The sequence below is a fragment of the Kitasatospora sp. NPDC015121 genome (genome assembly GCF_055562955.1).
In genome coordinates this window covers 178,800-205,705 of sequence record NZ_JBVHEH010000001.1, presented here as the reverse complement: position 1 = coordinate 205,705, position 26,906 = coordinate 178,800, and the positions used below count along the sequence as shown (strand labels likewise).

The following is a 26,906-nucleotide window of genomic DNA, read 5'->3' as shown; positions in this document are numbered from 1 at the left end:
GCAAGCACCGGGCCCCGCCCGCGACCCCACCCTCCCCCCGCGACCCCGAAGGACCCCACGACGTGCGCGCAGAGCCGGACCCGTTCGAGGTCGCGGAACCGCTGCTGGTGCGGACGGCCGCCGTGCCGCGGACCGGCGCCGACGCCCGGATCGACCCGGCCGACCCCGCCCCCGGCGCCCGCCGCCTCGCCGCCGACCCGCTGCTGCGGCAGGCCGTCGAGGTCGCCAGCGGCAGCCTCGCCCTCAGCCTGCACCGCCTCGGCGAACCCGACGGCGCCGCCGCCCTCGGCCGCAAGCGCACCGTCAGCGCCGCCCGCACCCTGACCCGCTACGCCCGCCGCTCCGGCGGCCGCCCCACCCCGTTCGGGCTGTTCGCCGGCGTCGGCCGGGCCGCCTTCGGCGCCGCCGCCAAGGTGCCGCCCCCCGGCCCCGGACGGGTCAGCGTCCGCCTGGACGGCGGCTGGCTGCACCAGCGGGTGCTGGACTGGCTCGCCGTGCCCGAGGTCCGCCGCCGCGTCGACGTCGTCCTCGACGACCTGTGCGTGCTGCGCGACGGCCGCCTGCTGCGGCACGCCGGCGAACGCGAGGTCTCGGTGCGCGACAACGCCCTGGTCGCCCGGGTCCGCACCGCCGCCGCCCGCCCGGTCGGCTACGCCGACCTGCTGGCCGACCTGGCCGCCCGCTTCCCGCAGGTGCCCGCCGAACGGATCGACGGCCTGCTCGCCGGACTCGTCCGGCACGGCTTCCTGCTCACCTCGATCACCCCGCACCGGATCGACGACGCCCTGCTGGACCGGATCGGGGCCGCCGTCGACGGCGCCGTCCCCGGCGCCGCCGAAGGGCTGCGCGCCGTCCGCGCCGCCGCGAGCGCCCACGAACGCGACCGCCCCGGCGAGGGCCTGGAATCCTGGCGGCACCTGCTGGCCGAGGTCCGCGCCCTCGACCCCGCCGACCGGGCCGACCGGGCCGGCGAACGCCCACCCGTCCAGGTCGACCTGGCCACCGGCACCGACCTGGTGCTGCCCGAGGCGATCGGCACCGAGGTGCGCCGCTACGCCGCCGCGATCTGGGCGATCACCCCCGAGTGGACCACCCTCGCCCACCTGCGCGACTACCGCGACCGGTTCATCGAGCGCTACGGCACCGCGAGCGCCGTCCCGCTCGCCGACCTCGCCGACCCGCACCGCGGCCTCGGCCTGCCCCCCGAGTACGCCGGCGCGCCCGCGCACTCCCGCTCCGGCCCCGGCGACGACGCCGACCGGCCGCGCCGCAACGCCGTCGCCGAACTCGTCCAGCAGGCCGTGCTGGCCGGAACCGACCTGGTCCTCGACGACGCCGACATCGCCCGCCTCGCCGACGCCGCCGGCCACACCCCGGGCGGCACCCGCCCGCCGCGCACCCTGGAACTCTGCTTCCAGCTGCTCGCCGACTCCACCGCCGCCCTCGACCGCGGCGAGTTCCGGCTCCTCGGCAGCGCGCACACCGGCTCCTGGACGGCCGGCGCCACCGCCGGCCGGTTCGCCGAACTCGCCGGACTCACCGACGGCCTGGCCGCCCTCGCCGCCGGACCCGACGACGACGGGGCCCTGCCCGTCCAGGTCGAACTCGCCCCGCGCGACCCGCGCTCGCTCAACATCGTCCAGGTGCCGCCGCTGCTGCCCCACCGCCTGCCGATCGGCGTCGCCGCCGACCGCGGCGACCCGCACTGCCTGGACTGGCGCACCCTGCTGGTCGCCGCCGGCGAGGACGGCCTGCGCCTGCTGCACCCGGAGACCGGCCGCCCGGTCGTCCCCGTCCTCCCGCACATGCTCGCCCTGGACGCGCAGGCCCCGCCCGTCGCCCGCTTCCTGGCCGACCTGGCCGCCGCCCGCCCCCGGGTCTGGTCCGGCTGGGACTGGGCCGGCCTCGACACCCTGCCCTACCTGCCCGCCGTCCGCTACGGCCGGGTCGTCACCACCCCGCGCCGCTGGCTCCCCGGCCGCCGCCTGCGCGACGCCGCCCGCACCGCCGGACCCGCCGCCTGGACGGACGGCCTGCGCGCCTGGCGCGAGCGCTACCGGGTGCCCGACCGGCTGCAGATCGCCAGCAACGACCGGACCTTCCCGATCGACCTGCGGGAGAGCTGGGACGCCGAACTGCTGCGCGCCGAACTCACCGCCCCCGAACCCAGGTTCCAGCTCTTCGAGGACCTCACCGCCGACGGCGCCGGACTCGGCTGGAACCACGGCCGCAGCACCGAGATCGTCGTCCCGCTGCTGCGCGCCCCCCGCCCCGCCCCGGCGGCCGCCCCCGGCCGGGCCCCGCTCGCCAGGTCCGCCGTCCGCACCGCCCCCACCCGGGTCCACCTCCCCGGCGAGGACTGGCTCACCGCCAAGCTGTACGCCGAACCCGGCACCCACGACGCCCTGCTCGCCGACCACCTGCCCGCCCTGCTCGCCGAGGTCGAGGACGACGTCGACCGCTGGTACTTCCTCCGCTACCGCGACCCCGACCCCCACCTGCGGCTGCGCCTGCACGGCGACCCCGCCGCCCTGGCCGGCCGCGTCCTGCCCGCCCTCGCCCGGCACGCCCGCCGGCTCGTCGAGACCGGCGCGCTGCGCACCACCGCCCTCGACGCGTACCGCCCCGAGACCGACCGCTACCTCGGCCCGGACGCGCTGCCGGACGCCGAACGGCTCTTCCGCACCGACAGCCGCTCCGCGCTGCTCCAGCTGCGGGCCCGCCGGGCCGGGGCCGCCGCCGTCCCCGACGAGGTGCTCGCCGCCGTCGGGCACGCCGTGCTGCTCGACTCGCTCGGCGACTGGGACTGGCCCGGCTGGGTGGTCCACCTCTTCGACAAGGGCCCCGACCACCACGTCTACCAGCGCCACCGCGCCCTGGTGGACGGGCTGATCCGGCCCGGCGACGCCGCCCGGCACGCCGCCGAACGGCTCGGCGTGCCCGAACTCGCCCCGCTCTGGGCCGACGCGCCGGAGCCCCGCGCCTTCGGCCGCCGACTGCTCGCCGCCGCCGAGGCCGACCGCGACGAGGCCGCCGCGTCCCTGCTGCACATGCGGCACAACCGGCTGTTCGGCATCGACCCGGCCGCCGAGGCCCGCGGCTACGCCGTCCTGCGCGGCGCCGCCCGCGCCCTGCTCGGCCGCCGGGCCCACGGCGACGGACGCTGACGGCGCACCGCCCGCACCCGTGCCCGAACCGCCCGCGCCCGCCCGAGCCGTCCGAAACGCCCGAACCGCCCGAACCGCCACCGACCGGAGGCAGCGATGACCGACACCGCGACGAGGACCGTCGTCCTCGAGGAGCGCGCCCGGCTGCGGGAGGCGGCCGGGCGGGTCTCCGACCTGATCCTGGACCGGCTCGCCGACCCGGCCGCGACCGCGGCCGCCACCCGGATCCCCGCCGAGGCGGCCGACGACGGGACGGCCGAACCGGTCTGGGCCGAACTCACCCTCGGCAGCGGCAGCCCCGGGCTGTCCCTGGCGTTCAGCGGCGGCGCCCGGCCCGGCACCGACCGCACCGCCCGGGCGCACGGCTACCTCGCGCAGGCGACCCGGGCCGCCGCCACCGGCGACACCGCGCCCAGCGGAACCTTCAAGGGCCCCGGCGCGCTGGCCTTCGCCGTGCTGGCCGCGCACCGCGCCACCGGCGGCTACACCGGCGCGCTGCACCGGCTCGACGCCCACCAGCGGCAGCTGGTGCGCACCGCGCTGCCCGCCGTCCCGGACGGCCCGCTGCCCACCATCGGCCACTACGAGCTGGTGCGCGGCATGACCGGCGTCGGCCGCTACCTGCTGGCCCGCGCCGAGACCTGCGGGGAGGAGCTGGAACGGGTCCTCGGCTACCTGATCGCCCTGGCCGACGGCACCACCGCGCACCGGGGCGCCCGCGTCCCGCGCTGGTGGGCGCTGGACGCGCCCCGGATCGGCTCCGAGCACCTGCTGCCGGACGGGCACCTCAACCTCGGCCTGTCGCACGGCGTCGCCGGCCCGCTGATGCTGCTCGCGCTGGCCTGGCGCGACGGCGTCCGGCTGCCCGGCCACCGGGAGGCGCTGGAGCGCACCGCCGAACTGCTCACCCACTGGGCGGTGCGCGACGAGCACGGCACCTACTGGCCCGGCTACCTCGGTCTCGACGCCTACCTGGCCGGCCCCGACGTGTACCGGACGCCGGCCGGCTGGCCGTCCTGGTGCTACGGCGCGCCCGGCGTCTCGCGCGCCCTCCAGGTGGCCGGGGCCGTGCTGGACCGGCCGGACTGGACGGCCACCGCCCGCGGCTCGGTCGAGCGGCTGCTGCGGCTGCCGCTCGACGCGTGGGGCGTCACCGACCACGCGCTGTGCCACGGCTGGGCCGGGGCGTTGCACCAACTCGGCCGGTTGAACGAGCACTTCGGCGACGAACGGATCGAGCGGCGGCGCGACGAGGTGGCCGCCCGGCTGGTCGACGCCTTCGACCCGGACACCCCGTTCGGCCTGCGCTTCACGATGACCCGCCGCCCGTACGCCAGCGACGTCTCCGGCTACCTGGACGGGGCGGCGGGCGTCGCGCTCGCCCTCGACTCGTACGCGGTCGGCGGCACCCCGCACGACTGGGACATGCCGCTGCTGCTCTCCTGACGGCTCAGTCGGCGTCCCGCGGGCGGGTCATCCGCAGCACGTCCAGGGCCTCGTCGAGCTGGGCCTCGGTGAGCAGGCCGCGCTCGACGTAGCCCCGGTCGAGGACGACCTGGCGGATGGTCCTCCGCTCGGCGAGGGACTGCTTGGCGACCTTCGCCGCCTCCTCGTAGCCGAGGTAGCGGTTGAGCGGGGTGACGACCGAGGGGGAGGACTCGGCGTACTCCCGGGCGCGCTCCGCGTTGGCGGTGACGCCGGCGACGGCGCGGTCGGCCAGCAGGCGGGCCGAGGTAGCGAGCAGGCGGACAGACTCCAGCACGTTGCGCGCGATGACGGGCAGCATCACGTTCAGCTCGAAGTTGCCGCTCGCGCCGGCCACCGTGACGGTGGCGTCGTTGCCGATCACCTGCGCGGCGACCATCAGCACCACCTCCGGCAGCACCGGGTTGACCTTGCCGGGCATGATCGAGGAACCGGGTTGCAGGTCGGGGAGGTTGATCTCGGCGAGGCCGGTGCGCGGGCCGGAGCCCATCCAGCGCAGGTCGTTGGCGATCTTGGTGAAGCCGGTGGCGACCGTGCGCAGCTGGCCGCTCAGCTCGACCAGGCCGTCCCGGGCGCCCTGGGCCTCGAAGTGGTTGCGGGCCTCGGTGAGCGGCAGGCCGGTGGCGCGGGCGACCTCGGCGATGACGGCGGCCGAGAAGCCCGGCGGGGTGTTGATGCCGGTGCCCACCGCCGTTCCGCCGAGCGGCAGTTCGGCGACCCGGGGGAGGGTCGCGCGCAGCCGCTCGACGCCGTACCGGACCTGCGCCGCGTAGCCGCCGAACTCCTGGCCGAGGGTGACCGGGGTGGCGTCCATCAGGTGGGTGCGGCCGGACTTGACCACCGTCGCGAACTCCGCGGACTTGGCCTCCAGGGCACCCGCCAGGTGCTCCAGCGCCGGGACCAGCTCGTGCAGGACGGCGCCCGTCGCGGCGACGTGGATCGAGGACGGGAAGACGTCGTTGGACGACTGCGAGGCGTTCACCTGGTCGTTGGGGTGGACCGGGCGGCCCAGCCGCTCGGCGGCCAGGGTCGCGATCACCTCGTTGGCGTTCATGTTGGACGAGGTGCCCGAACCGGTCTGGAACACGTCCACCGGGAACTGGTCGTCCCAGCGGCCCTCGGCGACCTCCTCGGCCGCCGACCGGATCGCCGCCGCGGTCTCCCCGTCCAGCACGCCCAGCTCGGCGTTGACGGTGGCCGCCGCCGCCTTGATCCGGGCCAGCGCCGCGATGTGGGCGCGCTCCAGGCGCTGCCCGGAGACCGGGAAGTTCTCCACCGCGCGCTGGGTCTGCGCCTGCCACTTGGCCGCCGCCGGGACCCGGACCTCCCCCATCGAGTCGTGCTCGACCCGCCACTGCCGCTCCCGCCGCGCGTCCTCCCGCGCGTCCTGCCGTCCGTCCCGCCGCTCGCCCTGCTGTCCGTCCGCCATGGTCGGTACACCTCCTGGACCGGTCAGCCTTCCACGGGCGCCCGGCATTCCCGGCGCGCCGGGCCGCGTGTCGCGGGCGGCCGCCGCCGTGGCGCCCTTGACCGCGCGGCGTACCGACCGGTAGGGACAGCGGTGGCCCACCCGCTCGCACCCTCCGAGGAGCCCACCCATGGCGACCGCCCCCGACCCGCTCGACCTGCTCGGTGTCGACGACCTGCTCACCGAGGACGAGCGGCTGGTCCGCGACAGCGTCCGCGCGTTCACCGACCGGCACGTCCGGCCGGGACTCGCCGGGTGGTACGAGGCCGGCACCTTCCCGGCGCGCGAACTCGCCCCGGAACTCGGCAAGCTGGGCGTCCTCGGCATGCACCTGGAGGGCTACGGGTGCACCGGGTCGACCGCCACCGAGTACGGGGTGGCGTGCATGGAGCTGGAGGCCGCCGACTCGGGACTGCGCAGCTTCGTCTCGGTGCAGGGCTCGCTGGCGATGCGCTCGATCCACGCGTTCGGCTCCGAGGAGCAGAAGCTGCGCTGGCTCCCCGAGTTGGCCGCCGGACGGGCCGTCGGCTGCTTCGGCCTGACCGAGCCGGAGGCCGGCTCCGACCCGGCGTCGATGCGCACCCGGGCCCGGCGGGACGGCGCCGACTGGATCCTCGACGGCACCAAGACCTGGATCACCAACGGCTCGGTCTCCGACGTCGCGGTGGTCTGGGCGGCCACCGAGGAGGGCGTGCGCGGCTTCCTCGTCCCGCGCGGGACGCCCGGCTTCACCGCCCGCGACATCCCCGGCAAGCTCTCGCTGCGCGCCTCCGTCACCAGCGAACTCGCCTTCGACGGCGTCCGGTTGCCCGCCGAGGCGCAACTGCCGGACGCCCGCGGCCTGCGCGCCCCGCTGTCCTCGCTCGGCGAGGCCCGCTACGGCATCCTGTGGGGCACCGTCGGCGCGGCCCGCGACTGCTACCGGGCCGCCGTCGCCTACGCCCGCGACCGGGTCCAGTTCGGCCGCCCGATCGGCGCCTTCCAACTCACCCAGGCCAAACTCGTCGAGATGGCACTGGAGTTGGAGAAGGCCTACCTGGTCGCGGTGCGGATCGGCCGGCTCAAGGACGAGGGCCGCGCCCAGCCCGCGCACATCTCCTTCGGCAAGCTCAACAACGTCCGCACCGCGCTGGAGATCGCCCGCTCGGCCCGCACGATCCTCGGCGCCAACGGCATCACCACCGCCTACCCGGCCCTCCGGCACGCCAACAACCTGGAGTCGGTCCTCACCTACGAGGGCACCGCGGAGATCCACACCCTGGTCCTCGGCGAGGCGATCACCGGCGAGTCCGCCTACCGCTGACCCCGCCGGCCCCCCCCCGCAGGGCGGGGCCGGGTCCGCCGGAAGTCGGGGATCCGGGCGGCCGGGTCAGACTTCCGGTGGACCCCGGTCGGTACCTGGTGCGCATGGATCCCGGGGGCGGGCGCGCCCACCATGGAAGGGACGGGCAACGGCAGGGAGAAGGGGCGCGGGGCGATGAACGGCGGACGGGTGGCGACGGCGGTGCTGGGGGCGGCGGCCGCGGGGATGCTCGCGGTGATGGTGGCACCGGCGGCCGTCCAGCGGGTGCAGGACCGGATGGACCACACCGCCCGCTACCCCAGCGGCGCGGCGGCCAAGGCCGACCGGACCGAGGTGCCGCGCTGGCTGCCCGACCGGGCGACCGGCGTCGCCTTCCTCGGCTCCGACCGGCAGGGCGACCGGCTGATCCGCGCCACCCTGCCGGAACGCGCGCTGCCCGCCGACTGCACCACCGGCCGCCCGCAGGGCGACGTCCACCTGCGGGCCCCCTGGTTCCCGCGCGACACCCCGCAGCGCGCCACCGCGCACTGCGGCCTGTACGACGTCGCCCTGGTCGGCGACCAGCTGTACGGCTGGCAGGACGGCGCCGTGGTCGCGGCCGGCCGGACGGCCGCGCCGACCGCGACCGCCGCGACCACCGCCCACTAGGGCGGACTCCGGCTTTCGCACAGGTGGGCGGATGGGATAGGACGGTGCGGGTACCCCGCCATCCCAGAGGAGCTCCATTGCCAGGCCCGACCGTCGGACCCGACGGCGACCAGACCGTCCCCCTCCGGCCGCGGGGGGTGGCCGCGGCGACCCCGCAGGACGCCCCCTTCGCCACCGCCACCGTGGTCACCCTGGGCAGCCTCGTCGCGCTCGGGCCGTTCACCACCGACCTGTACCTGCCCGCCCTGCCCGACCTGACCGCCGACCTGCACTCCACCGCACCCGCCGCCCAGCTCACCCTGACCGGCTCGCTGCTCGGCATGGTGCTCGGCCAACTGCTGTTCGGCCCGCTCAGCGACCGCCTCGGCCGCCGCCGCCCGATGCTGGCCGGCCTCGCCGCGTACACCGCCGCCAGCCTGCTGTGCGCGTTCGCCGACTCGATGCCGGTGCTGGTCGCGGGCCGGGTGGTGCAGGGCGCGGCGGGCTCCGCCGCGCTGGTGATCGCCCGGGCGGTGGTCCGGGACCGGCTGGAGGGCACCGCGATGATCCGGTTCCTGGCCACCATGGGCCTGATATCCGGCCTCGCCCCGATCGTCGCCCCGCTGGCCGGCGCCCAACTGCTGCACGTCACCGACTGGCGCGGCACCTTCGTCGCGCTGGCCCTGCTCGGCGCCGTGCTGACCGCCGCCTGCGCGTTCGGCGTCCGCGAGACGCTGCCGCCCGACCGGCGGCACGGCGGCGGCCTCGGCACCACCGTCCGGGCGATCGGCGGGCTGCTGCGCGACCGGGTGTTCCTCGGCTACCTGCTGACCGGCACCTTCGCGTTCGGCGCGCTGTTCGCGTACGTCGGGGGCTCCTCGGTGGTGCTGCAGGACGTGTACCGGATCAGCCCGCAGACCTACAGCCTGGTGTTCGCGGTCAACTCGATCGCGCTGCTGGCCGTCACCCAGGTCAACGGCCGCTTCCTGGTGCAGCGGTACTCCGAGCGGACGCTGCTGGTCTCCGGCCTGGCCGCCGCCGCGCTGGCCGGGGCCGCCGTGGTGCTGTGCACCACCGTGTGGGACACCGGCCTGGCCGGGGTGTGGCCCGCGCTGACCCTGCTGATGGGCGCGATGGGCGTGATCCTGCCCAACGCCAACGGCCGGGCCCTCACCATGGCCCCGCACGCGGCCGGCTCGGCGTCCGCACTGCTCGGCACCGGCACCTACCTGTGCGGCGCGGTGGTCGCCCCGCTCAGCAGCCTGGGCGGCCACCCGTCCGCGACGGTGCTCGGCGCCGTCGTGCTGGGCTGCGCCCTGCTGGCGCTGGCCGCGTTCCTGCCGCTGTGCCGGCCGAAGTGACCGCTCAGCGGGCGCTGCCCCGGGCCAGCAGCCGGTCCCGGACGGTGGCGGCGAAGGACGGCCCGGCCGCGGTGGCGGTGGCGTCGGCCGTGGTGCCGCCCGGGTTCTGGGTGCCGGAGACGGTCAGGTAGACGTAGCGGCCGATCGAGCCGTGGGTGTTCTGGCAGCCGGAACCGGTGCAGAAGGAGGTGTGCCCGCTGGGCACCAGGCCCTGCACCTGGCCCTGGAAGCCGGCCATCACCGCGTCCGCCTGGGCCTTGCTGTCGAGCACCGCGACGCCGACGGTGACGGCGCTGTTGCCCGAGGTGTAGGTGACCCGGAGCATCGACCGGCAGCCCTGGGCCGCCAGCACGTTGCCGAGGCCGCCGGTGGTGGCCTGCCAGCAGGTCGCGGTCTGGGCGTCGGCCAGCCGGGTCCAGGTCCGGCCGCCCACCTGCACCGTCGCGGCGGGCAGCAGCCCGGCGGGGGTGAGCGGTGCGGTGTCGGTGGCCGCCGAGGAGATCACCGTCAGCGGGTCGGGCGGGCCGGCCGGGGTGGGGGAGGCCGACCTGCCCGGACTCCGGCCCGGGCTGCCGCTCGCGCTCCGGGACGGCGGGCCCGACCTGCCCGCCGACGCGGACGCGGACGCGGACGCGGTCGCCGAGGGCGGGGCCGTCTCGCTCGGCGAGACGGTCGGGGACGGGTCGCCGCCGCCGTCGCCGCCGAGCTCCGGCCGTCCGGGCGAGGGGGAGTCGGCCTGGACCACCACGGTCGGGTCGGCCTTCGGCGTGCCGGAGCCGGAGGCGGCGAGGGCCGCGACGGCGGTGATCCCGCCGACCGCGACGACGGCCGCCGCGATGCCGCCGACCGTCCGCAGCCGCTTGCGGCGCGACCGCTCGCGCTGGTGCCGGTCGGCGAGGGCCGCCCAGTCCGGTTCGTCGAACCGCACCGCGCCCGGGAGGGCGGGCTGCTGGGGCGGCAGCCGCCGGTCCTGGTTCGTTCCCCACCCGTTGGTCATGGTCGCTGATCCTAGAACACCTGGAACACCCGTTTGAACGCACCGGGCCCGGACGGTGGCGGAGCGCCACCGTCCGGGCCGGGACGGGCGGTTGAGCGGGTGACGGATGGAGCTCAGGTCACCGTCGGACGGGTGGTCAGGCGATCGAGAAGTCGTCGCCGTAGACCGCGCCCTGGCCGTACCAGCCGTGCAGGTAGACCGTGACGGTGCCGTTCGCACCGGTGGTGAACGGGACGGTCAGCTTGGTCCAGGAGGAGCCGTTCGCCCAGGAGGAGGCGGTGGCGCCGCCGCTGACGCCGAGGTACGAGTACGGGCCCTGGACCCAGGCGGTCAGGGTGTACGCGTGGTTCGGGGCCAGGGTGACGGTCTGCTGGCACTGGCCGGTGGCGCCGGCGCTCGGGGTGACCTGCAGGGCCTTGGAGCCGCCGTGCGCCGGGGAGGAGACGACCGCGCCGCCGCTCTGGCAGGTCCACGGGGCGAGATTGCCGCTCTCCAGGTCACCGTTGGCGAGGCCGGTGGGCGGGGTGGTGCCGGTGACGGTCAGCGCGTAGGTGGCGGTGTGGGTCTTGCCCGCGCCGGTGCCGGTGACGGTCAGGGTGTAGGTGCCCGGGACCGCCGAGGCGGTGGTGGCGACGTTCAGGGTGGCGGAGCCGCCCGCGGTGACGCCGGCGGGGCTCACGGTGGCGGTGACGCCCGCCGGGGCGCCGGAGACGGTCAGGTTGACGGTCGCGGCGGTGCCGGAGGTGACCGCGGTGTTCACGGTGCTGGTGGCGGACGCGCCGGCCTGGACGGAGCCGGAGGCGGGCGACAGGGCGACCGAGAAGTCCGAGGCGGTGGTGCCGCCGGTGACGGTCAGGGTGTACGTCGCCGAGTGGGTGCCGCTCGCGCCGGTGCCGGTCACGGTCAGCGGGTAGCTGCCGTTGGCGACGCCCGAGGTGGTCGACAGGTTCAGGGTGGCGGAGCCGCCCGCGGTGACGGTGGAGGCGCTCAGCGAGGCGGTGACGCCGGCCGGGGCGCCGGTCACCGACAGGTTGACGCTCTGGGCCGAGCCGGAGGTCACCGCGGTGTTGACCGTGGCCGAGGTGGACGCGCCGGCCGCGACCGAGCCGGAGGCCGGGCTCAGCGACACCGAGAAGTCGTTCGCCGGCACCGAGGAGCTGGTGAACGGCGAGAAGATGTGGCTGAACTCCCAGGTGCCCTGGGCGATGCCCGAGCAGTCGTCCCGGGCGCCGCCGCCCGGGCAGCCGCCGTTGTCGCGCTGCAGCGCCCAGAAGGACAGCGTGTTGATGCCCTTGGAGACGGCCCAGTTGTAGACCGCGTTGGCGTTGGCGACGGTGAAGGTCTCGGCCGGGCCGAAGTCGTCGACGCCCGGCATCTCGATGATGCCGATCATGCCCCACAGCTGCGCGGAGGTCTTCGTCGGGTACAGCTTCGCCAGCTGGTTGTACAGGCCCTGCGCGGAGGTCTGGGTGTCCGCGGCCATGTCGTGCGCGGCGTTGTCGTAGTAGTCGAACGTCATCAGGTTGACGACGTCGATCCGCGCGTTGTTGGTGACCGCGTTCTTCAGCACCGCCAGGCCGCTGGAGGCCAGGCCGCTGGTGGTGGTCGGCAGGGTGTAGCTGAACTGGATGCTGCGGCCGTTGGCGGCGGCCCAGTCCTCGACGATCTTGATCGCCTTGTTGCGGCGGTCGATGCCGGCCGTGTTGGTCAGCGAGTTGTCCTCGATGTCCAGGTCGATCCGGGAGACGTCGTAGGTGGTGATGACCTTCTCGAACTGCGCGGCGATCTGGTTGACGTCCGTGCAGGAGTCGGCGATCTCGGTGCCCGTGTTGTCCGCGGTGTAGCCGCCGAAGGACGGGATCACGTCGCCGCCGTTGGCACGGATGGTGGTGATGTCGGCGCCGAAGGTGGAGCTGGACACCGGCATCGAGGTGTCGCCGTTCCACAGCGCGGTGCAGGAGCCCTTGGTGGCGGCCTGCAGGAACGCCATGGTGAGGTGCTTGACGCCGGACTGGGCGGCCAGCGCGGCCGGGCTCTCGCCGGTCCAGGCCTCGAAGTACGGGGCGAAGACGTGCTGCGGCAGCGGCGTGGCGGCCGCGGCGGCGGCCTGCGCGGGGGCGGAGATCAGCCCCAGCGAGGCGGCCGCCATCGCGCCCGCGGCGAGCAGCGCTTGGAGTGGTCGGTGAAGGCGCATCGAGTCTCCATCAGGCATGGAAGGGTGGCCCGCGTGCCGGTGTGCGGGCACGGGGCGGGGATCGGCCTGGTACAGGGAGTGCCGGGGTGGTGCGGGGCAATACCTCGCCCCGGCCGGTGGTCACACCCCCACGATGCGTTCCGGTCGGGAAGTACAGCGGGACTCATGGTTGGTCTGGACCACTGCGTCTGTCAAGACTCTTTACAGTTCACTGCCAAGGGGCCCGGAGAGCTTTACCAACCCTTGGGGACAAGGCCCTTGACGTGCCGTCGGCCCCGCACCCGACTGCTCGGTGCGGGGCCGACGGACGGCTCTCGGGGCGTGCGGGTCAGTTCAGGCCGTTGCTCTTCAGCCAGTCCCCGGCGACCGCCGCCGGGTCCTCCTTGTCCACCGAGACGCGCTTCATCAGCGCGGTCAGCCCGGCGGTGTCCAGCTTCGCGGAGACCGCGTTCAGCGCGGCCGTCCCGGTGGCGTCCAGCCCGGCGGTGTTCACCAGCGGGGTGACGTTCTGCGAACTGAACAGGTTCTTCGGGTCGGCCAGCGACACCAGCTTCAGCTGGACGATCTTCGGGTCGGTGGTGAACACGTTGCCGACCTGGATCCCGCCGTCCTTCAGCGCGTTGGCGGTGGTCTCGCCGGTCGGCTTCCACTCCTTGAAGGTCAGCCCGTAGACGTCCTTGAACTGCTGCTCGCGCCGCGACTTGAACTCCGGCGGGCCGCCCAGCACCAGGTCCTGGGCCTTGCCCGCCAGGTCGGCTATCGACTTGACGCCCAGCTTGTCGGCGGTCTCCTGGGTGACCGTCAGCGAGTCCTTGTCCTCGGCCGGCGCCGAGTCCAGGATCGACAGCCCGGCCGGCAGCTTCGCCTTCAGCTCGGTGTTCACCGCGTCCTTGCCGGTCGCGGTGGACTTCGCGTCCAGGTAGCCCAGCAGGGCGCCGTTGTACTCCGGCAGCACGGTCAGCGCACCGGACTGCACCTGCCCGTACAGCACCTCCCGGCTGCCGATGTTGAACTTCTCGTCGACCTTCACGCCCTTCGCCTTCAGGGCCTGCGAGTAGATCGAGGCGATCAGCACGTTCTCCGGGAAGTTCGCCGAACCGACCACCACGGTCTTCCCGGACGGGGCCGCCCCCGAGGAGCCGGCCGCCGCCGGGGCGGAGGACTTCGCGGCCAGCGGGTCGCCGCCGGAGGAGGAGCAGGCCGCCGCGCCCGTCAGCAGCAGGGCGGCGAGGGCGATTCTGACCGGACGGGTCGTCATGTGGATTCCTTTGCCAGTGCGGGGGAGCCCGCGGGATCGTCAAGTGCCGCGTTCCCCGAGGGTGTCGCGGGTGGTGCGGTCGTTTCGGTACGGTCCGGCCGCCGGCCGGACCGGGTGCCGGGCGGCGCGGTGAGCCGGATGAGCAGGGCGAACAGCAGTTGGACCGCCACCGCCAGCAGCACCACCAGCAGGGCGCCGCCGACCGTGGTCGGGAAGTCCCGGGTGGCCAGCCCGTCGATCACGTACCGGCCCAGGCCGCCGAGGCCCACGTACGCGGCGACCGTCGCGGTCGCGATCACCTGCACCGACGCCGTCCGGACCCCCGCCAGCAGGGTCGGCGCGGCCGCCGGCACGCACACCCGCAGCAGGGTCTGCGGGTGGGTCAGGCCGATGCCCCGGGCCGCGTCCCGGACGTCCGGGTCGGTGCCGCGGACCCCCTCGGCGGCCGCGACCAGCATCGGCGGCGCGGCCAGCGCGGTCAGCGGCAGCAGCACCGCCGCGTCACCGACGCCGACCAGCAGCACCGCCAGCGTGACCAGGCCCAGCGTCGGCAGCGCCCGGGCCACCCCGGCCAGCGCCGTCACCACGAACAGGCCGCGCCCGGAGTAGCCGATCAGCAGCCCCAGCGGCAGGGCCACCAGCGCGGCCAGGCCGAGCGCCTCGGCGGAGAACGCCAGGTGCTCCAGCACCCGGTTGGAGATCGAGTCCGGGCCCGAGTGGTGCGCCGGATCGGCGAAGAAGTCCTGCAGCCAGCCCAGCCAGTTCACCGCGCCACCCCCCGGGCCCACGGCGCCAGCACTCGGCGGGCCGCCAGCAGCAGCAGGTCGGTGGCCAGCGCCAGCAGCGCCACCAGGGCGATCCCGGCCAGGATCGGGGTCGGGAAGGTCCGCTGGAAGCCGTCCAGGAACAGGTAGCCCAGACCGCCCCGGCCGACCAGCGCGCCGACCGCCGCCAACGAGATCGAGGACACCGCGGCGACCCGCAGCCCTCCGATCAAGTACGGCACGGACGCCGGGAGTTCGACCGCCGCCAGCCGCCGCCACGGCCCGTACCCCATCGCGGTGGCCGCCTGCCGCACCGGCTCCGGCACCGCCCGCAGCCCGTCCACCGCGGTCGGCAGCAGCACCGCCAGCGCGTAGCAGGTCAGCGGCACCATCACGGTCTGCCGGGTGGCCAGCCCCGTGTACGGGATCAGCACCACGAACACCGCCAGCGAGGGCAGCGCGTACACCACGTTGAACACCGCCGCCAGCGGCTGGTACAGCCGCGGGAAGCGCGCGCAGGCCAGGCCGAGCGGCACCGCGAGCAGCAGCGCCAGCAGCACCGGGACCAGCGCGATCACCGCGTGGTCCGCCGTCAGGTCGGCCAGGTAGCCGAGGTGGTCGCCGAGCCAGTGCCAGCGGACCAGCGGCTCACCGTCCAGCATGCGGCACCCGCTCGGAGGGGTCGGCGGCGGTGGTCCCGGTGGCGGTGGTCTCCGCGGCGGGCTCGGCGGCGGCCTCGGTGGTGCCCAGCGCCTCGACCACGGCGGCCCGGCTCGCGGTGCCGACCGCCCGGCCGGCGGCGTCCACCGCGACGGCGTGGCCGGAGGCGGCGAGCAGGGCCGCGTCCAGCGCCGCCCGCAGCGAGTCCCGGGCCGGGGCGAAGACCGGGACCGGGTGCCGCTCGGCGCCGCGCGCCCAGTGCTCCGGGCGGCCGTCCGGATCGAGCAGCAACTCCCAGCCCTGGTACGAGGGCTGGAGCTCGGCGAGCGGAACGGCGGCGGCGCCGCGCAGGCCCAGGCCGCGCAGGCCGCGGTCACGGCCCAGGAAGGCCGCCACGCCGGCGTCCGCCGGGGCGGTCAACAGGGTTTGCGGATCCGCGAGTTGGGCGATCTCGCCGTGCTCGCGGAGCACCACCACCCGGTCGCCGAGCCGGACCGCCTCCTCGATGTCGTGCGTCACGAACAGCACCGTCTTGCCCAACTCGGCCTGTAGCCGCAGCAGTTCCTCCTGCAGCCCGGAGCGCACCAGCGGGTCGACCGCGCTGAACGGCTCGTCCATCAGCAGCACCGGCGGGTCGGCGGCCAACGCCCTCGCCACGCCCACGCGTTGCTGCTGGCCGCCGGAGAGCTGCGCCGGGTAGCGGCGGGCCGTCTCCGGCGGCAGGCCGACCAGCTCCAGCAGCTCGGCGGCCCGGGCCCGGGCCCGCTTGCGGTCCCAGCCGAGCAGGCGGGGCACCGTCGCCACGTTGTCGATCACCCGGCGGTGCGGGAACAGCCCGGCCTGCTGGATCACGTAGCCGATGCCGCGCCGCAGTTGGGCCGCGGGCAGGCCCGCGACGTCCGTCCCGTCCAGCAGGACCCGGCCGGCGGTCGGCACCACCATCCGGTTGACCATCCGCAGGATGGTCGTCTTGCCGCAGCCGGACGGCCCGACCAGGACGGTGGTCCGGCCGGCCGGCACCTCAAGGTCCAGGCCGCGGACGGCGACCGTGCCGTCGGGGTGGCGCTTGGCGGCGCCCTCGAATCTGATCAACGGAAGGTCCTCGGGCGGCCGGCCGGAACCGACGCGGATATCGAATGAAAGTAGGGATGCATCGCCTGTCCGGCTTCCCGCCGTTTCCTCACCGCAAACCTTGATCCACCGAACGCGTCGGCAGCCCGGCCGCCGCCCACGCCACGAAACCGCCGTCCAGGTCGGTCGCCCGGTGCAGCCCCAGCTCCCGCAGCGACGCCGCCGCCAGCGAGGACGCGTACCCCTCCGAGCACACCACGATCCAGCGCACCCCGTGGTCCACCGCCTCCGGGATCCGGTGGCTGCCCGTCGGGTCCAGCCGCCACTCCAGCACGTTCCGCTCGATCACCAGCGCCCCCGGGATCTCCCCCTCGCGCGCCCGCTGCGCCGCCGGACGGATGTCCACCAGCCGCGCCCCGTCGGTCACCTCGGCCCAGGCCCGGGCCGGATCCGGCCGGTCCAGGCCTATCCGGGCCTTCGCCAGCAGCTCGTCCACCGTCGTCACCACTGCTCCGCACCTTCCGTGGAGGTCTTCACCAGGCCGTCGACCCGGAGTTCGTAGTGCGCCATCTCGTTCAGCGGCGGCGAGTACGCGTGCAGCGTCACCGCCGGCCCCTGCGTCGTGTTGCGCACGTCGTGCAGGTACTGCGGGCCGAACGCCCGCTCGCTGCCCGCCGGCAGCCGACGCACCGTCAACCCGTGCTCCGGCCCGGCCAGCGCCAGCTCCTCCAACTCTCCCAGCGCCACCGTGAACGCGCCGCGCGAACCACCGTGGTCGTGGAACCCGGTCGACTGCCCCGGCAGCCAGCTGATCAGCCACACCTCGTAGTCCTCCGCCAGCTCCAGCCGCTCGTACCAGCGGTCCTCGGCGGACAGCCGCACCCGGTGCAGCCAGCGCTCGGGCCGCTCGGCCAGGTCGCGGACGATCCGGCGCAGCGCGTTCGGGGAGAGCGGCGGGCGGGTGGCGGACGCGTACGCGGGGGCGGTGCCGCGCTCGGTGCCCCGTTCGGCGGTGCCCCGTTCGGCGGTGCCGGGCTCGGGGGTGCCGCGTCCGGGGGTGCTGCGTTCGGGGGCGAGGTCGATGCTCATGAGGTCCTCCGGGGTGTGCCGGCGCGGCCGCCGCCGGACGCGCGTGCGGGGCACGGCACGGCGGGAGGCGCGGACGGCGGGGAAGGGGGTGCTCGGGGTGACTGGCGGGGCGCGCGGGACCCCGGGGACGTCACAGGGCTCGTGCGGAGGCTACGCGGAGAGCGTCAACAACAGCGGGCACACATGTCGCTCGCCTGGCGTCGCAGGTCGACGTGCAGGCGGCAGACCAGGAAGGTGCCGGAGTTCATGTCGCCGATGGTTCACGACCCGGCGGCGGCCCGTCAAGTTCCGCCACGCGGACGGCCGCATCGTGGACTCCCGGATCTCGGATCGCGGACACGCCGACGGCCCGCGCTCCGGGGAGGGCGCGGGCCGTCGGGGTTCGGGGGCGCGGCCGGGCTACCGGTCGTCCTGGGCGGCGTTGCTGTCGGCCTGCGCGGCCGCGCTCTCCGCCGCGTCCACCTTCTGCTGCATCTGCCGCACCTGCGCGTCGTTCGGGGCGGCGCCGCCACCACCGGACGGGCCGCCCGAGGCCGGACCGCACGCCGCCAGCAGGGCGGCGGCGGCCAGCGCCACCGCCGCGAGGGCCGCTCGCGCGGCGGGCCGACGGCTCACTTCCCGGCCGCCGGGGCGTTCTTCGCGCACCACTGCGCGACCTGGACGAGGTCCGCCTTGCGGGTCTGCAGCGTCGGCAGCAGGCCGCGGCGGAAGGCCAACCGGTCGTTCAGGTCCTTCTCGACCTCGGCGTGCCCCGCCTTGTGGGCGTTGTCCACCCGCTGCTGCAGCCGTGCCACCGATCCCACCACGGTGGCGTCGCCGTTCAGCCGCTCCAGCGCCTTGTCCACCCGCTCCTGCGCCTTCGGCAGCCGCTTGCACACCGCCTTCGCCCCGTCCCCCTTCGGCACGCCGGCCGCCTGCGCGGGCCCCGTGGCCAGCAACGCGCCCGCCAACGCCAACACCCCGACAGCGGCTGCCGCCCGGTCGATGCGCATGGCATCCCCTTCCCTCGACTCCCGGCCGGACCCCCCGGCCGGGCCCGACGGTAGGGGGCGTTCTTGTGGAAACCCTGTGGGACGGCGGGGCGGGCGAGCAGGACGGGGGCCGTCAGTGCCCCGGGCCCGGGACGTAGGCCAGGCCGTGGGCGCCGGGTTCGGTGAGCTTGGGGACGGGGATGCGGGCGAGCAGGGCGAAGGTGGTGAGGTCGACGACGTCGACGGTGGAGGAGACGACGGCGGCCAGGTAGGCGAGGCGGCCGTCGGGGGAGGAGGTGAGGGTGAGGGGGAAGCGGCCGGTCTCCAGGGAGGCCAGGCGGCGGTGGGTGGCGGCGTCGAAGACCGTGAGGCGGCCGGGGAGTTGGGCGCCGAGGCCGCCGGTGTCCGGGGCGCCGGTGCGGACCTCGCCGGCCAGCAGCAGGCCGCCGGCGGTGAGGTGGACCGGCAGGGCCGGGTCCTCGGTGGGGAGCACGGCGGTCACCTCGCGGGTGGCGGTGTCGATCACCCGGACGCCGAACTGCGGTCGCGGGCCCGGCCGGTGGGCGAAGCCCAGGTAGGGGCCGGCCGCGTAGACGTGCGCGCCGTCCGCGGCGACGGCCAGGCCCTCGCTGCCGGGGACCTCCACCCGGTCGACCAGGACGCCGCGTTCGAGGTCGACGACCGAGACGAACGGGGCCTCCTTGTTGGTCGCGTAGCCGGTCCGGCCGTCCGGGGCGAGGGCGAACCAGTGCGGGCCCGGCGCCCCGGTGTCGATCCGGCCGACGGTCCCGCGGGTGGCCGCGTCGACCACCACCACCCCGCCCGACCGGCCCGGGCCGCCCTCCACGCTGACGTACAGCAGCCCACGCCGGGCGTCCAACGCGAGGCCGTGCGGGGCGTGTTCGGGCGCCAGGTCGATGACGTCCACCACCCGGCGGGTGTCCGGGTCGATCGCGGTCAGCTCGGAGGCCCGCCCGCCGTTCGCGTGGTAGTAGCCCGAGCGGTACGCGGTGCTGCACCAGAGCAGCCGGCGGTCCGCGTCGAAGCACAACTCGTGCGGCTCGGACGGGACTTCCACCGCGCCCAGCGGCGCGTCCGTGGCGGCGTCGAAGAACGACACCGTGCCGCCGCTCTGGCTCACCACGGCGAGCACGTCCCCGGCCCGTCCGGCCCGGCTCTCCTCCTGCTGCTGGTCCTGCTCCTGCTGCTGCTCCTGTGACGGCAACGCTGCTCCTCGGGGAGGTCGACGCCCCGCCGGGAGGGGTTCCCGGTGGGCCGCCTCCAGCCTCCGCCGACGCGGATTGCGCGACAATGCAGGAATCGGCAAGCGATCCTTGCCGCAGGCGTAAACTCCCTGCCGATGGACCTCAACCTGCTGCGCGTGCTGGACGTCCTGCTCCAGGAACACAGCGTCACCCGGGCCGCCGAGCGGCTCGGCACCTCCCCGGCCGCCGTCAGCCGCAGCCTGGCCCGGCTCCGCCGGGCCGTCGGCGACCCGCTGCTGGTGCGGGCCGGCCAGCGGCTGGTCCCCACCGGGCGGGCGGTCGAACTACGGGACGAAGTCGCCGAGTTGATCCGCGGCTGCGAACGGGTACTGCGTCCGGGGGCCGGCTTCGACGCCGTCCACCTGCACCGGACGTTCACCGTCCAGGCCGGCGAACTCTTCACCGCCGCGCTGGCCGGCCCGCTCACCGAACGGCTGGGCCGGGAGGCGCCCGGCGTCGACACCGTCTTCCTCCCCGAGGCGTACGAGGACGGGCCCGCGCTGCGCCAGGGGCTGGTCGACGTCGAGGTCGGCGTGCTCGGCCGGCTCGACCCGGAGATCCGCACCCGGCAGCTCACCACCCGCACCATGGTGGCCGTCGCCCGCGCCGGGCACCCCCTGCTGACCGGCCCCCTCGACGCCGAACGCTTCGCCGCCGCCGACCACATCGGCGTCTCCCGGCAGGGCCGGCGGCACGGCCCGATCGACCGCGCGCTCGCCGAACTCGGGCTGCGCCGCCGGGTCGCCGTGGTCGTCCCGAGCCACCTCGCGGCCATGCTGCTGGCCCGTGACACCGACCTGCTCGCGCTGGCCCCGGCCGACTGGCTCCCCGCCGTCGTCGCCGACCTCGGCCTGCGCACCCTCCCGATCCCGCTGCCGCTCCCGCCCCTGGAGCTCGGCATGGCCTGGCACCCGCGCAACGACGGCGACCCGGCCCACCGCTGGTTCCGCGACCACCTGGCCGCCACCGTCCGCGGCCTGGCCGACGGCGCGGTCACGGGTGCGGAGTCGGTCACGGATACGGAGTCGGTCACGGGCGGCTGAGTCCGGGCGCGCGGGAAGGCGGCCGACCGCGCGGGCGCCAACCTCAGGGCCGGGCGGCGGCGGTGGCGCGGAACGCCGGGTAGCGCGGGAGCGGTTCGGCCGCCCAGGGGCCGGCGACCTCGTCCAGGAGGCGGGCGAAGACCCCGGCGAGGGCCGGGCGGCCGGTCAGCCGGGCGGCGGACCGCCACCGGTGGCACAGGAGTTGGCGGTTGCTCGGGACGGGACGGCGGGTGCGGTGCATGGGGCGCTCCTCGGCGGTGGCGCGGGCCAGCAGGTGGACGGTGGCGTCGACCGTCCAGACGGCGGTGGCGTCGCGCAGGCCGGACTCCCAGCGGGCGTCGTCGGCGAGCTCCGGGTACACGGGGACGACCTCGGCCCGGTAGGCGGCCTCGACCCGTCCGGCCAGGCCGGGCGGGAGGGCGAAGACGCACCAGCAGGAGGAGAACGGCATCCGGCAGTAGGCGGCGGTGAGGAACACCGACTGGAAGCAGGCGGACTCGAAGTCGAGCAGCCGCAGGCCGTCCGGGGTGATCAGGTTGTTGTCCGGGCAGGTGTCGCCGGGCGTGAACGCCGGGTACGCGGTGCCGCCGGCCGCGGCGACCCCGGCCAGCTCGGCGGGCAGCCCCGCCGGGACGGGGATCCCGGCCGCGGCGAGCAGGTCGGGGAAGCGGGCGGCGTCGTCCGTGATCCACGGCCGCTCCGCCCAGGTTGGCGCCCCGACGTCGAACCTCCTGGAGAGCGCGGCGAGTTCGTCCTCGCGGCCGACCGAGCCCGCGGCCAGTCGGCCCAGGCCGCGGGCCCAGGCCAGCAGGCCCGCCTCGGCGGCGCGCGGGTCGGCGCCGAGCAGCAGGTCGGCCAGGGTGGGCGCGGTCCCGAGGTCGCCCAGCACCAGCAGCGGCACCCCGGTGTCGACCGCCAGCACCGGCGGCCCGGCCAGGCCGAGGGCGAGCCCGGCCGCCTCGGCGGTGAAGCCGCGCAGCGCGTCCGGCCCGCCGGTGTACGCCTTGACGACGACCGAGCGGCCGTCGTCGGTGCGGTGGCGCAGCACCTTGGTGCGGGGGCTGCCGCCCAGGTCGACGGGGTCGGACAGGCCGGTGCCCAGGGCGCGGGCGGCGGCCTCGGTGATCTGCTCCATCCGGGCCATCCTGCCAGAGCTCCCGGGGGCGGCACCGGCGGTTTCAGGACCGTCGGCGGCCGCTCAACCAGTCCCGGGGGGAGGGGAGTCGCACGGTCGGCGCGTCGGGCAGCAGCAGCGGCAGCCGGACCTCCAGGCGGCAGCCCGGGCGGTCCGGCCGTTCGGTGAGCCGGACGGATCCCCGGTGCAGGGCGGCCTGTTGGGCGACCAGGGTCAGGCCGAGGCCGGAGCCCGGGCTGTCCGGGCGGCGGTGGAAGCGGTGGAACACCTCGGCGCGTTCGGCGGGCGGGACGCCCGGGCCGGTGTCGTCGACGGTGAGGCGGGCGGCGGCGCCCTCCACGCGCAGCCGGACGTCCACCTCGGCCGGGAGGCAGCCCGGGCGGCCGTCGGGGCGGCCGCCGGTGGGGTCGTCGGGGCGGCCGTGCACGGCCGCGTTGCCCAGCAGGTTGGCGAGCAGGATGCGCAGGCCCGCGTCCCAGCCGAACACCCTCGCCTCGGAGGGGAGTTCGGTGCGGAAGACGGTGTCCGGATGGCGGCGGGCGGCCTCGGCGACGGCGGTGTCCACCAGTTCGGCGAGGTCGACCGGGCCGAACGCCGAGACCTCCACCAGGTCGCCCCGGGCCAGGGCGGACAGCGCGCTCAGCAGGTCCAGCATCCGGGCGTGGTCCTGCTGCAACTCGGCGACCACCTCGGCGCGTTCGCCCGCCGGCAGGTCCGGGTGGCCGGCCAGCACGTCCAGGTTGGTGCGCAGGCTCATCAGCGGGGTGCGCAGCTCGTGCGAGGCCGCCGAGGAGAACGACCGCGCGGTGTCCAGCGCCTGCGCCGTCCGGGCCGCCTGCTCGTCGTAGCGCGACAGCAACAGCGCGATCGCGCCCGACAGTTCGTCCACCTCGGTGGTGCCCGTCCGGGCGTGCGCGAACGCGGCGTGCCCGGCCCGGGGGTCCAGCGCCGCCGCCCGGCGGCCCAGCCGCCGCAGCGGCCGGGTGGCCCGCTCGGCGAGCCCGAACGCGACCAGCCCCGAGAGCGGCGCCGCGACCAGCGCCACCAGCAGCACCCGCCGCCGCACCGCCCGCAGCTCCTCGGCCGGTTCCCCCGCCGGGGCCAGCACCCAGAGCGTCCCGGCCGTGCCGCCGCCGTTCACCCGGACGGTCAGCACCCGCCAGGACGTGCCGCCCTGGACGACCGTGACGACCTTCCCGCCCGGCCCGTCCGGCCCGTCCGGCAGCAGCCCCGGGTCGTCCGGCTGCGAGCCCGCCGTGAGCAGCACCGTGCCGTCCGCGGCGGTGAGCCGGATGCCCGCGTCCAGTGCCGCGTCCGTCAGCTTGCGCTGCTGGTTCTGCTCGGCCTTCGGACGGCCCCGGCTGTCCGCCGCCAGCAGGGCCCGGGCGTTGGGCAGGACGGCTGCCGCGCGGCTGTTCAACCGGGCGTCCTGGCGCCGGTGCAGGTCCGCGTCGACCAGCGGCAGCAGCAGCAGCCCCGCCGCCGCCACCAACAGCGGCACCAGCACCGCCGCGCCGATCGCGATCCGGGTCGACAGCTTCACCGGCCCGTCCCGTCGTCGCCGTCCGGTGCGCGCAGCACGAACCCCACGCCGCGCACCGTGTGCACCGTCCGGGGGCGGCCGTCCGCCTCCAACTTCCTCCGCAGGTAGGAGACGAAGGTGTCCACGGCGTCGCTGCGCACCTCGAAGTCGTAGCCCCAGACCCGGTCCAGCAGCACCTCCCGGGAGAGCACCAGCCCGGCGTTCCGGGCGAGTTGGGCGAGCAGTTCGAACTCGCGCCTGGTCAGCCGGAGTTCGGTCTCCGCCCAGAAGGCCTGCCGGGTCTCCGGGTGGATCCGCAGCGGGCCGACCCGGATCAGGTCGGAGGGCTGCGGCGGGCGGCGGCGCAGCAGCGCGTGCAGCCGCAGCACCAACTCCTCCAGGGCGAACGGCTTCACCAGGTAGTCGTCCGCGCCCGCCTGCAACCCGGCGACCCGGTCGGCGAGTTCGTCCAGTGCGGAGAGCATCAGGACCGGGGTGTCGTCCGCCCGGGCCCGCAGCGTCCGGCACACCTCCGTCCCCGAGAGGCCCGGCATCCCGACGTCCAGCACCAGCACGTCCGGCGGGTCCGCGGCCAGCCGGGACAGCGCCTGCGCGCCGTCCGCCGCGACCTCGACCCGGAAGCCGCTCAGGCGCAGCCCGCGCTCCAGACTCCGCCGGATCGCCGCGTCGTCGTCCACCACCAGCACCCGCCCGGCCACCCGCCGCACCTCCGCTCAGCCCGCGCTCCCGCGGCCACGACTGTCGCACGGAGGGATGCGCGGCGGTCCGGTGGGGGTTCCGGCGGGCAGGGGGCCGGCGGTGGGGGCCTACGGTTCGTCGTGCCAGGAGAAGGCGGTGATGCGCCAGCCGTCCGGGGTGTGGGCGAACTGGAAGGTCTTGGTGCCGCCGCCCTCGTAGGGTTCGCCGTCGAGCAGGCCGGACTTGCGGTAGCGGCCGGTCCGGGAGGCTACCCGGCCGGCGATGTCGGTGCGCTCGTCGACCTCCCACTCGTGGAAGTCGGTCAACCGCCCGTCGGAGAGCAGCAGTTCGCGCGGCGCGATGAACTCCTCCACGGTGTACGCGGCGTACGAGGGGCCGGCGACCACGATGATCCCGCCGGGCAGCATCAGCCGCCGCAGCCGTCCGACATCGGCCGGGCCGCCGTGCCGGTTGTCGAACGCGTCGTAGAACTCGGTGGTGAGCCGGTCCAGTTCGGCCTTGGCGGAGGAGGTGCTCACTGACATGACCCGCACAGTAACATTGCACGCCCCCGAGGGGGAGACCTGCGGTGACAGCAGAGAACCCGGTTGCCGGTCCTTACCCGGACGGTCGAGAATCCCCGGCATGACTTCTGTGATTCGCCACGTGACCATCGACAGCCTCGACCCCTACCGCCTCGCCTCGTTCTGGTCGGACGTGCTCGGCCAGCCGCTGCACGAGGAGGACTTCCCCGGTGACCCGCAGGCGCTGATCGAGGCGGCGGGCCTGCTGTTCGTCACCGTCCCGGAGGGCAAGGAGCGCAAGAACCGGATCCACTTCGACCTCCAGCCCGAGGACCGGACCCGGGACGAGGAGGTCGAGCGGCTGCTGGCGCTGGGCGCGACGCGGGTCGCCGACCAGCGGCGGCCGGACGGCACCGGCTGGGTGGTGCTCGCGGACATCGAGGGCAACGAGTTCTGCGTGGAGCGCAGCAAGGGCGAGCGCGGGCTCTGACCACGGGCTCCGGCCGCGGGTTCCGACCGCGGTCCCCGGGCCGGGTCGGGCGGGCCGTCGGCGGGCGGGGCCGACGGCTTTTCCGTGCCCGCGTTTGACCACGTACTGTCACTATCTATGATCTCAGCGTGTTCACCTGCCCATCGTGGGGCAGGGAATCGGAATCGTGGGGGAACACATGGGGACGTCTGAGACGTACGACAGTGCCGAACAGCCAAGCCTGCGCGCGCTGTTGAAGGCGGTGACCGGTCTGGTCGGGCCGCTGCTCGAACGGACGGGCGAGATCTTCGCCGCGCACAAGGTGCCGTTCTCGCAGGCGGGCCTGCTCGCCGAACTGCACGAGCGCGGCGGGCCGCAGCGGATGGTCACGCTCGCCCAGCTGCACGGCGTGGCACCGCGGACGATGACCTCGCTGGTGGACGGCCTGGAGAAGCGCGGACTGGTCGAACGGACCACCGACCCGGCCGACCGCCGGGTCACCCTGGTCACCGTCAGCAACCGGGGCCAGGCGCTGATGCGGCGGATCGACGAGGCCAGGGACGCGTTCGCCGCCGAGGTCTTCACCCCGCTGTCGGCCGCGGACCGCTCCGCGCTGCTGGCGCTGCTCGGGAAGGCGGGGCCGGTGGTGCGCGGGGCGTGAGCGGGCCCGGGGGCGGCGCGACCGCGACCGCGCCGCCCCCGGCCGCCCGGGCGGCCCCGGGCGGCCGTCCGGAAACGGGGTGAATCCTTTCCGGCGGCCCGGCCCTCTCATGGGTACGACGCCGGACGGTCACGGACACCGCCCGGCACGGACAACCCGGAGGACACCATGGTGGTCGCGGTTCTGGTCGGTGCGGGCGCGGTGCTGCTCTGCACCTGCATGCTGGTGCTCAAGCGGAAGCGGGGGAGCCGTGGTTGAGACCCGCTGGCCCGGCGAGGAGGTGATCGCCGCCGCGCGCGGCGGCGACCGCGACTCGCTCGCCGTCCTGGTCGAGGGGGCGCACCCGAACGTCCGCCGCTTCGCGCACTCGCTGTGCGCCAGCCCCGAGGACGCGGAGGACGCCGCCCAGGAGGCGCTGATCATCCTCTACCGGCGGATCGGCATGCTGCGGGCCACCGGCGCGCTCGCCTCCTGGCTGTTCCGGATCGTCCGCAACGAGTGCCTGCGCCGGGCCCGGACGCTCCGCCCGGCCGTCGACACCGCCGGACCCGACGAGGCGCCCGGCGCGCTGGCCGACTCGGCGGAGGAGGAGGCCCTGCGACGGCTCGACGTCCGGCGGGTCACCGCCGCGATCGCCGCACTCCCCGCCGACCAGCGCCGGGTGCTGATCATGCGCGACCTGCAGGGCCTCGACGGCCGGGCCGTCGCCGACGCGCTCGGACTCAGCACCGCCGCGATGAAATCCCGGCTGCACCGGGCCCGGACCGCCGTCCGGGCCGAACTCGGCGGCCCCCCGGAGGAGGAACGGTGAACGGACGCACCGACTACGCCAGCGCCACCCTCCCCCGCCACCTGCTGCGCGGCGCCACCGGCTTCGGCGCGATCGCCGCCGGACTCGCCCTGCTGCCGGTCCTCGGCCCGCTCGCGCTGCTCCTCCTCCCCGTCGGCCTGTTCGCCCTGCGCGGCTGCCCGATGTGCTGGACGATCGGCCTGCTCCAGACCCTCTCCCGGGGCCGCCTGCAACGCGACTGCCAGGACGGCGTCTGCCGCCTGACGCCCCGGACGAAGGGAGGATGACGCCCGGCGGCCGGGCGCGGGACACCACCGCGCCGTGCCGCGCCGCGCGTTGGCGGGGGTGGTGGGCCGGGAGCCGGCGGGCGGATTGTCGGATGA

26 protein-coding genes are annotated in these 26,906 nt (G+C 75.8%); 10 read left to right on the top strand and 16 right to left on the bottom strand.

All coding sequences use genetic code 11. The features are described from left to right. Positions 1–62: 62 nt before the first annotated feature. Complete coding sequence (locus ACZ3J7_RS00890) at positions 63–3,167, top strand: lantibiotic dehydratase (RefSeq protein ID WP_465615436.1); 3,105 nt, start codon at positions 63–65, stop codon at positions 3,165–3,167. Positions 3,168–3,263: 96 nt separating this feature from the next. Next, positions 3,264–4,613: a lanthionine synthetase C family protein gene (locus tag ACZ3J7_RS00885; protein ID WP_465615435.1), complete on the top strand. Its 1,350-nt coding sequence runs from the start codon at positions 3,264–3,266 to the stop codon at positions 4,611–4,613. 4 nt (positions 4,614–4,617) lie between these two features. Here ACZ3J7_RS00885 and ACZ3J7_RS00880 read toward each other — a convergent pair whose 3' ends face one another. Further along, positions 4,618–5,985, bottom strand: a complete 1,368-nt coding sequence (locus ACZ3J7_RS00880) for a class II fumarate hydratase (RefSeq protein WP_465615826.1) — start codon at positions 5,983–5,985, stop codon at positions 4,618–4,620. A 265-nt stretch (positions 5,986–6,250) separates the two neighbouring features. Here ACZ3J7_RS00880 and ACZ3J7_RS00875 point away from each other — a divergent pair, with 265 nt between their 5' ends. From ACZ3J7_RS00875 to ACZ3J7_RS00865, 3 genes are all read left to right on the top strand, one after another. Then, positions 6,251–7,423, top strand: coding sequence for an acyl-CoA dehydrogenase family protein (locus ACZ3J7_RS00875; RefSeq protein WP_465615433.1), 1,173 nt, complete (start codon positions 6,251–6,253; stop codon positions 7,421–7,423). Positions 7,424–7,597: 174 nt separating this feature from the next. Continuing rightward, complete coding sequence (locus tag ACZ3J7_RS00870) at positions 7,598–8,071, top strand: hypothetical protein (protein WP_465615431.1); 474 nt, start codon at positions 7,598–7,600, stop codon at positions 8,069–8,071. 77 nt (positions 8,072–8,148) lie between these two features. Beyond that, a complete protein-coding gene (locus ACZ3J7_RS00865; RefSeq protein ID WP_465615429.1) occupies positions 8,149–9,411 on the top strand; it encodes a multidrug effflux MFS transporter in 1,263 nt (420 codons plus the stop codon). Between the two features lie 4 nt (positions 9,412–9,415). On the opposite strand, the gene ACZ3J7_RS00860 is transcribed toward ACZ3J7_RS00865, so the two are convergent. The 11 genes from ACZ3J7_RS00860 to ACZ3J7_RS00810 all read right to left on the bottom strand — a co-directional run bounded on the left by ACZ3J7_RS00860 (position 9,416) and on the right by ACZ3J7_RS00810 (position 19,640). Continuing rightward, complete coding sequence (locus ACZ3J7_RS00860) at positions 9,416–10,408, bottom strand: hypothetical protein (RefSeq protein WP_465615428.1); 993 nt, start codon at positions 10,406–10,408, stop codon at positions 9,416–9,418. Positions 10,409–10,544: 136 nt separating this feature from the next. Beyond that, the gene (locus tag ACZ3J7_RS00855; RefSeq protein WP_465615426.1) at positions 10,545–12,602 is read right to left on the bottom strand and encodes a glycosyl hydrolase family 18 protein; all 2,058 of its coding nucleotides are present in this window, start codon (positions 12,600–12,602) and stop codon (positions 10,545–10,547) included. 328 nt (positions 12,603–12,930) lie between these two features. Then, entirely contained in the window at positions 12,931–13,860 is a 930-nt protein-coding gene (locus ACZ3J7_RS00850; RefSeq protein WP_465615424.1) for an ABC transporter substrate-binding protein, read from the bottom strand. Continuing rightward, complete coding sequence (locus ACZ3J7_RS00845) at positions 13,857–14,627, bottom strand: ABC transporter permease (RefSeq protein WP_465615422.1); 771 nt, start codon at positions 14,625–14,627, stop codon at positions 13,857–13,859. The genes ACZ3J7_RS00850 and ACZ3J7_RS00845 overlap by 4 nt, the downstream gene beginning before the upstream one ends. After that, complete coding sequence (locus ACZ3J7_RS00840) at positions 14,624–15,286, bottom strand: ABC transporter permease (RefSeq protein WP_465615420.1); 663 nt, start codon at positions 15,284–15,286, stop codon at positions 14,624–14,626. The genes ACZ3J7_RS00845 and ACZ3J7_RS00840 overlap by 4 nt, the downstream gene beginning before the upstream one ends. Further along, a complete protein-coding gene (locus ACZ3J7_RS00835; RefSeq protein WP_465615419.1) occupies positions 15,273–16,376 on the bottom strand; it encodes an ABC transporter ATP-binding protein in 1,104 nt (367 codons plus the stop codon). The genes ACZ3J7_RS00840 and ACZ3J7_RS00835 overlap by 14 nt, the downstream gene beginning before the upstream one ends. An 88-nt stretch (positions 16,377–16,464) precedes the next feature. After that, positions 16,465–16,863: a rhodanese-like domain-containing protein gene (locus ACZ3J7_RS00830; protein ID WP_465615417.1), complete on the bottom strand. Its 399-nt coding sequence runs from the start codon at positions 16,861–16,863 to the stop codon at positions 16,465–16,467. After that, entirely contained in the window at positions 16,857–17,444 is a 588-nt protein-coding gene (locus ACZ3J7_RS00825; RefSeq protein WP_465615415.1) for a cysteine dioxygenase, read from the bottom strand. Before ACZ3J7_RS00825 ends, ACZ3J7_RS00830 begins: the two co-directional genes overlap by 7 nt. A gap of 399 nt (positions 17,445–17,843) precedes the next feature. Next, positions 17,844–18,059, bottom strand: coding sequence for a hypothetical protein (locus ACZ3J7_RS00820; protein ID WP_465615414.1), 216 nt, complete (start codon positions 18,057–18,059; stop codon positions 17,844–17,846). Then, complete coding sequence (locus ACZ3J7_RS00815; protein ID WP_465615413.1) at positions 18,056–18,436, bottom strand: hypothetical protein; 381 nt, start codon at positions 18,434–18,436, stop codon at positions 18,056–18,058. Before ACZ3J7_RS00815 ends, ACZ3J7_RS00820 begins: the two co-directional genes overlap by 4 nt. A gap of 112 nt (positions 18,437–18,548) precedes the next feature. Beyond that, positions 18,549–19,640: a YncE family protein gene (locus ACZ3J7_RS00810; protein ID WP_465615411.1), complete on the bottom strand. Its 1,092-nt coding sequence runs from the start codon at positions 19,638–19,640 to the stop codon at positions 18,549–18,551. A 135-nt stretch (positions 19,641–19,775) separates the two neighbouring features. Here ACZ3J7_RS00810 and ACZ3J7_RS00805 point away from each other — a divergent pair, with 135 nt between their 5' ends. After that, entirely contained in the window at positions 19,776–20,723 is a 948-nt protein-coding gene (locus ACZ3J7_RS00805) for a LysR family transcriptional regulator (protein ID WP_465615409.1), read from the top strand. A 43-nt stretch (positions 20,724–20,766) separates the two neighbouring features. On the opposite strand, the gene ACZ3J7_RS00800 is transcribed toward ACZ3J7_RS00805, so the two are convergent. The 4 genes from ACZ3J7_RS00800 to ACZ3J7_RS00785 all read right to left on the bottom strand — a co-directional run bounded on the left by ACZ3J7_RS00800 (position 20,767) and on the right by ACZ3J7_RS00785 (position 24,624). Beyond that, positions 20,767–21,858, bottom strand: a complete 1,092-nt coding sequence (locus tag ACZ3J7_RS00800) for a hypothetical protein (protein ID WP_465615407.1) — start codon at positions 21,856–21,858, stop codon at positions 20,767–20,769. A 43-nt stretch (positions 21,859–21,901) separates the two neighbouring features. After that, the gene (locus ACZ3J7_RS00795; RefSeq protein WP_465615405.1) at positions 21,902–23,401 is read right to left on the bottom strand and encodes a sensor histidine kinase; all 1,500 of its coding nucleotides are present in this window, start codon (positions 23,399–23,401) and stop codon (positions 21,902–21,904) included. Beyond that, entirely contained in the window at positions 23,398–24,099 is a 702-nt protein-coding gene (locus tag ACZ3J7_RS00790) for a response regulator transcription factor (protein ID WP_465615403.1), read from the bottom strand. The genes ACZ3J7_RS00795 and ACZ3J7_RS00790 overlap by 4 nt, the downstream gene beginning before the upstream one ends. 108 nt (positions 24,100–24,207) lie before the next feature. Beyond that, positions 24,208–24,624, bottom strand: coding sequence for a Cif family virulence factor (locus ACZ3J7_RS00785; RefSeq protein WP_465615401.1), 417 nt, complete (start codon positions 24,622–24,624; stop codon positions 24,208–24,210). A gap of 100 nt (positions 24,625–24,724) precedes the next feature. On the opposite strand from ACZ3J7_RS00785, the gene ACZ3J7_RS00780 reads away from it, so the two are divergent. From ACZ3J7_RS00780 to ACZ3J7_RS00765, 4 genes are all read left to right on the top strand, one after another. Further along, positions 24,725–25,093 carry a VOC family protein gene (locus ACZ3J7_RS00780; protein ID WP_465615399.1) on the top strand — a complete coding sequence of 123 codons (369 nt, stop codon included), beginning with the start codon at positions 24,725–24,727 and terminating at the stop codon, positions 25,091–25,093. A 178-nt stretch (positions 25,094–25,271) separates the two neighbouring features. Continuing rightward, positions 25,272–25,733, top strand: a complete 462-nt coding sequence (locus ACZ3J7_RS00775; RefSeq protein WP_465615397.1) for a MarR family winged helix-turn-helix transcriptional regulator — start codon at positions 25,272–25,274, stop codon at positions 25,731–25,733. Positions 25,734–25,983: 250 nt separating this feature from the next. After that, positions 25,984–26,544 (top strand): RNA polymerase sigma factor, encoded by a 561-nt coding sequence (locus ACZ3J7_RS00770; RefSeq protein WP_465615395.1) that lies wholly within the window; start codon positions 25,984–25,986, stop codon positions 26,542–26,544. Next, the gene (locus tag ACZ3J7_RS00765; protein WP_465615393.1) at positions 26,541–26,810 is read left to right on the top strand and encodes a hypothetical protein; all 270 of its coding nucleotides are present in this window, start codon (positions 26,541–26,543) and stop codon (positions 26,808–26,810) included. The genes ACZ3J7_RS00770 and ACZ3J7_RS00765 overlap by 4 nt, the downstream gene beginning before the upstream one ends. Positions 26,811–26,906: the final 96 nt, after the last annotated feature.

What these genes read in the sequence shown, in the direction of transcription:
- ACZ3J7_RS00780 (WP_465615399.1), top strand. Translation starts at nt 24,725, where the DNA reads ATGACTTCTGTGATTCGCCACGTGACCATCGACAGCCTCGACCCCTAC.
- ACZ3J7_RS00870 (WP_465615431.1), top strand. Translation starts at nt 7,598, where the DNA reads ATGAACGGCGGACGGGTGGCGACGGCGGTGCTGGGGGCGGCGGCCGCG.
- ACZ3J7_RS00855 (WP_465615426.1), bottom strand. Translation starts at nt 12,602, where the DNA reads ATGCGCCTTCACCGACCACTCCAAGCGCTGCTCGCCGCGGGCGCGATG.
- ACZ3J7_RS00805 (WP_465615409.1), top strand. Translation starts at nt 19,776, where the DNA reads ATGGACCTCAACCTGCTGCGCGTGCTGGACGTCCTGCTCCAGGAACAC.
- ACZ3J7_RS00800 (WP_465615407.1), bottom strand. Translation starts at nt 21,858, where the DNA reads ATGGAGCAGATCACCGAGGCCGCCGCCCGCGCCCTGGGCACCGGCCTG.
- ACZ3J7_RS00860 (WP_465615428.1), bottom strand. Translation starts at nt 10,408, where the DNA reads ATGACCAACGGGTGGGGAACGAACCAGGACCGGCGGCTGCCGCCCCAG.
- ACZ3J7_RS00825 (WP_465615415.1), bottom strand. Translation starts at nt 17,444, where the DNA reads ATGAGCATCGACCTCGCCCCCGAACGCAGCACCCCCGGACGCGGCACC.
- ACZ3J7_RS00880 (WP_465615826.1), bottom strand. Translation starts at nt 5,985, where the DNA reads ATGGGGGAGGTCCGGGTCCCGGCGGCGGCCAAGTGGCAGGCGCAGACC.
- ACZ3J7_RS00785 (WP_465615401.1), bottom strand. Translation starts at nt 24,624, where the DNA reads ATGTCAGTGAGCACCTCCTCCGCCAAGGCCGAACTGGACCGGCTCACC.
- ACZ3J7_RS00875 (WP_465615433.1), top strand. Translation starts at nt 6,251, where the DNA reads ATGGCGACCGCCCCCGACCCGCTCGACCTGCTCGGTGTCGACGACCTG.
- ACZ3J7_RS00840 (WP_465615420.1), bottom strand. Translation starts at nt 15,286, where the DNA reads ATGCTGGACGGTGAGCCGCTGGTCCGCTGGCACTGGCTCGGCGACCAC.
- ACZ3J7_RS00885 (WP_465615435.1), top strand. Translation starts at nt 3,264, where the DNA reads ATGACCGACACCGCGACGAGGACCGTCGTCCTCGAGGAGCGCGCCCGG.
- ACZ3J7_RS00775 (WP_465615397.1), top strand. Translation starts at nt 25,272, where the DNA reads ATGGGGACGTCTGAGACGTACGACAGTGCCGAACAGCCAAGCCTGCGC.
- ACZ3J7_RS00815 (WP_465615413.1), bottom strand. Translation starts at nt 18,436, where the DNA reads ATGCGCATCGACCGGGCGGCAGCCGCTGTCGGGGTGTTGGCGTTGGCG.
- ACZ3J7_RS00850 (WP_465615424.1), bottom strand. Translation starts at nt 13,860, where the DNA reads ATGACGACCCGTCCGGTCAGAATCGCCCTCGCCGCCCTGCTGCTGACG.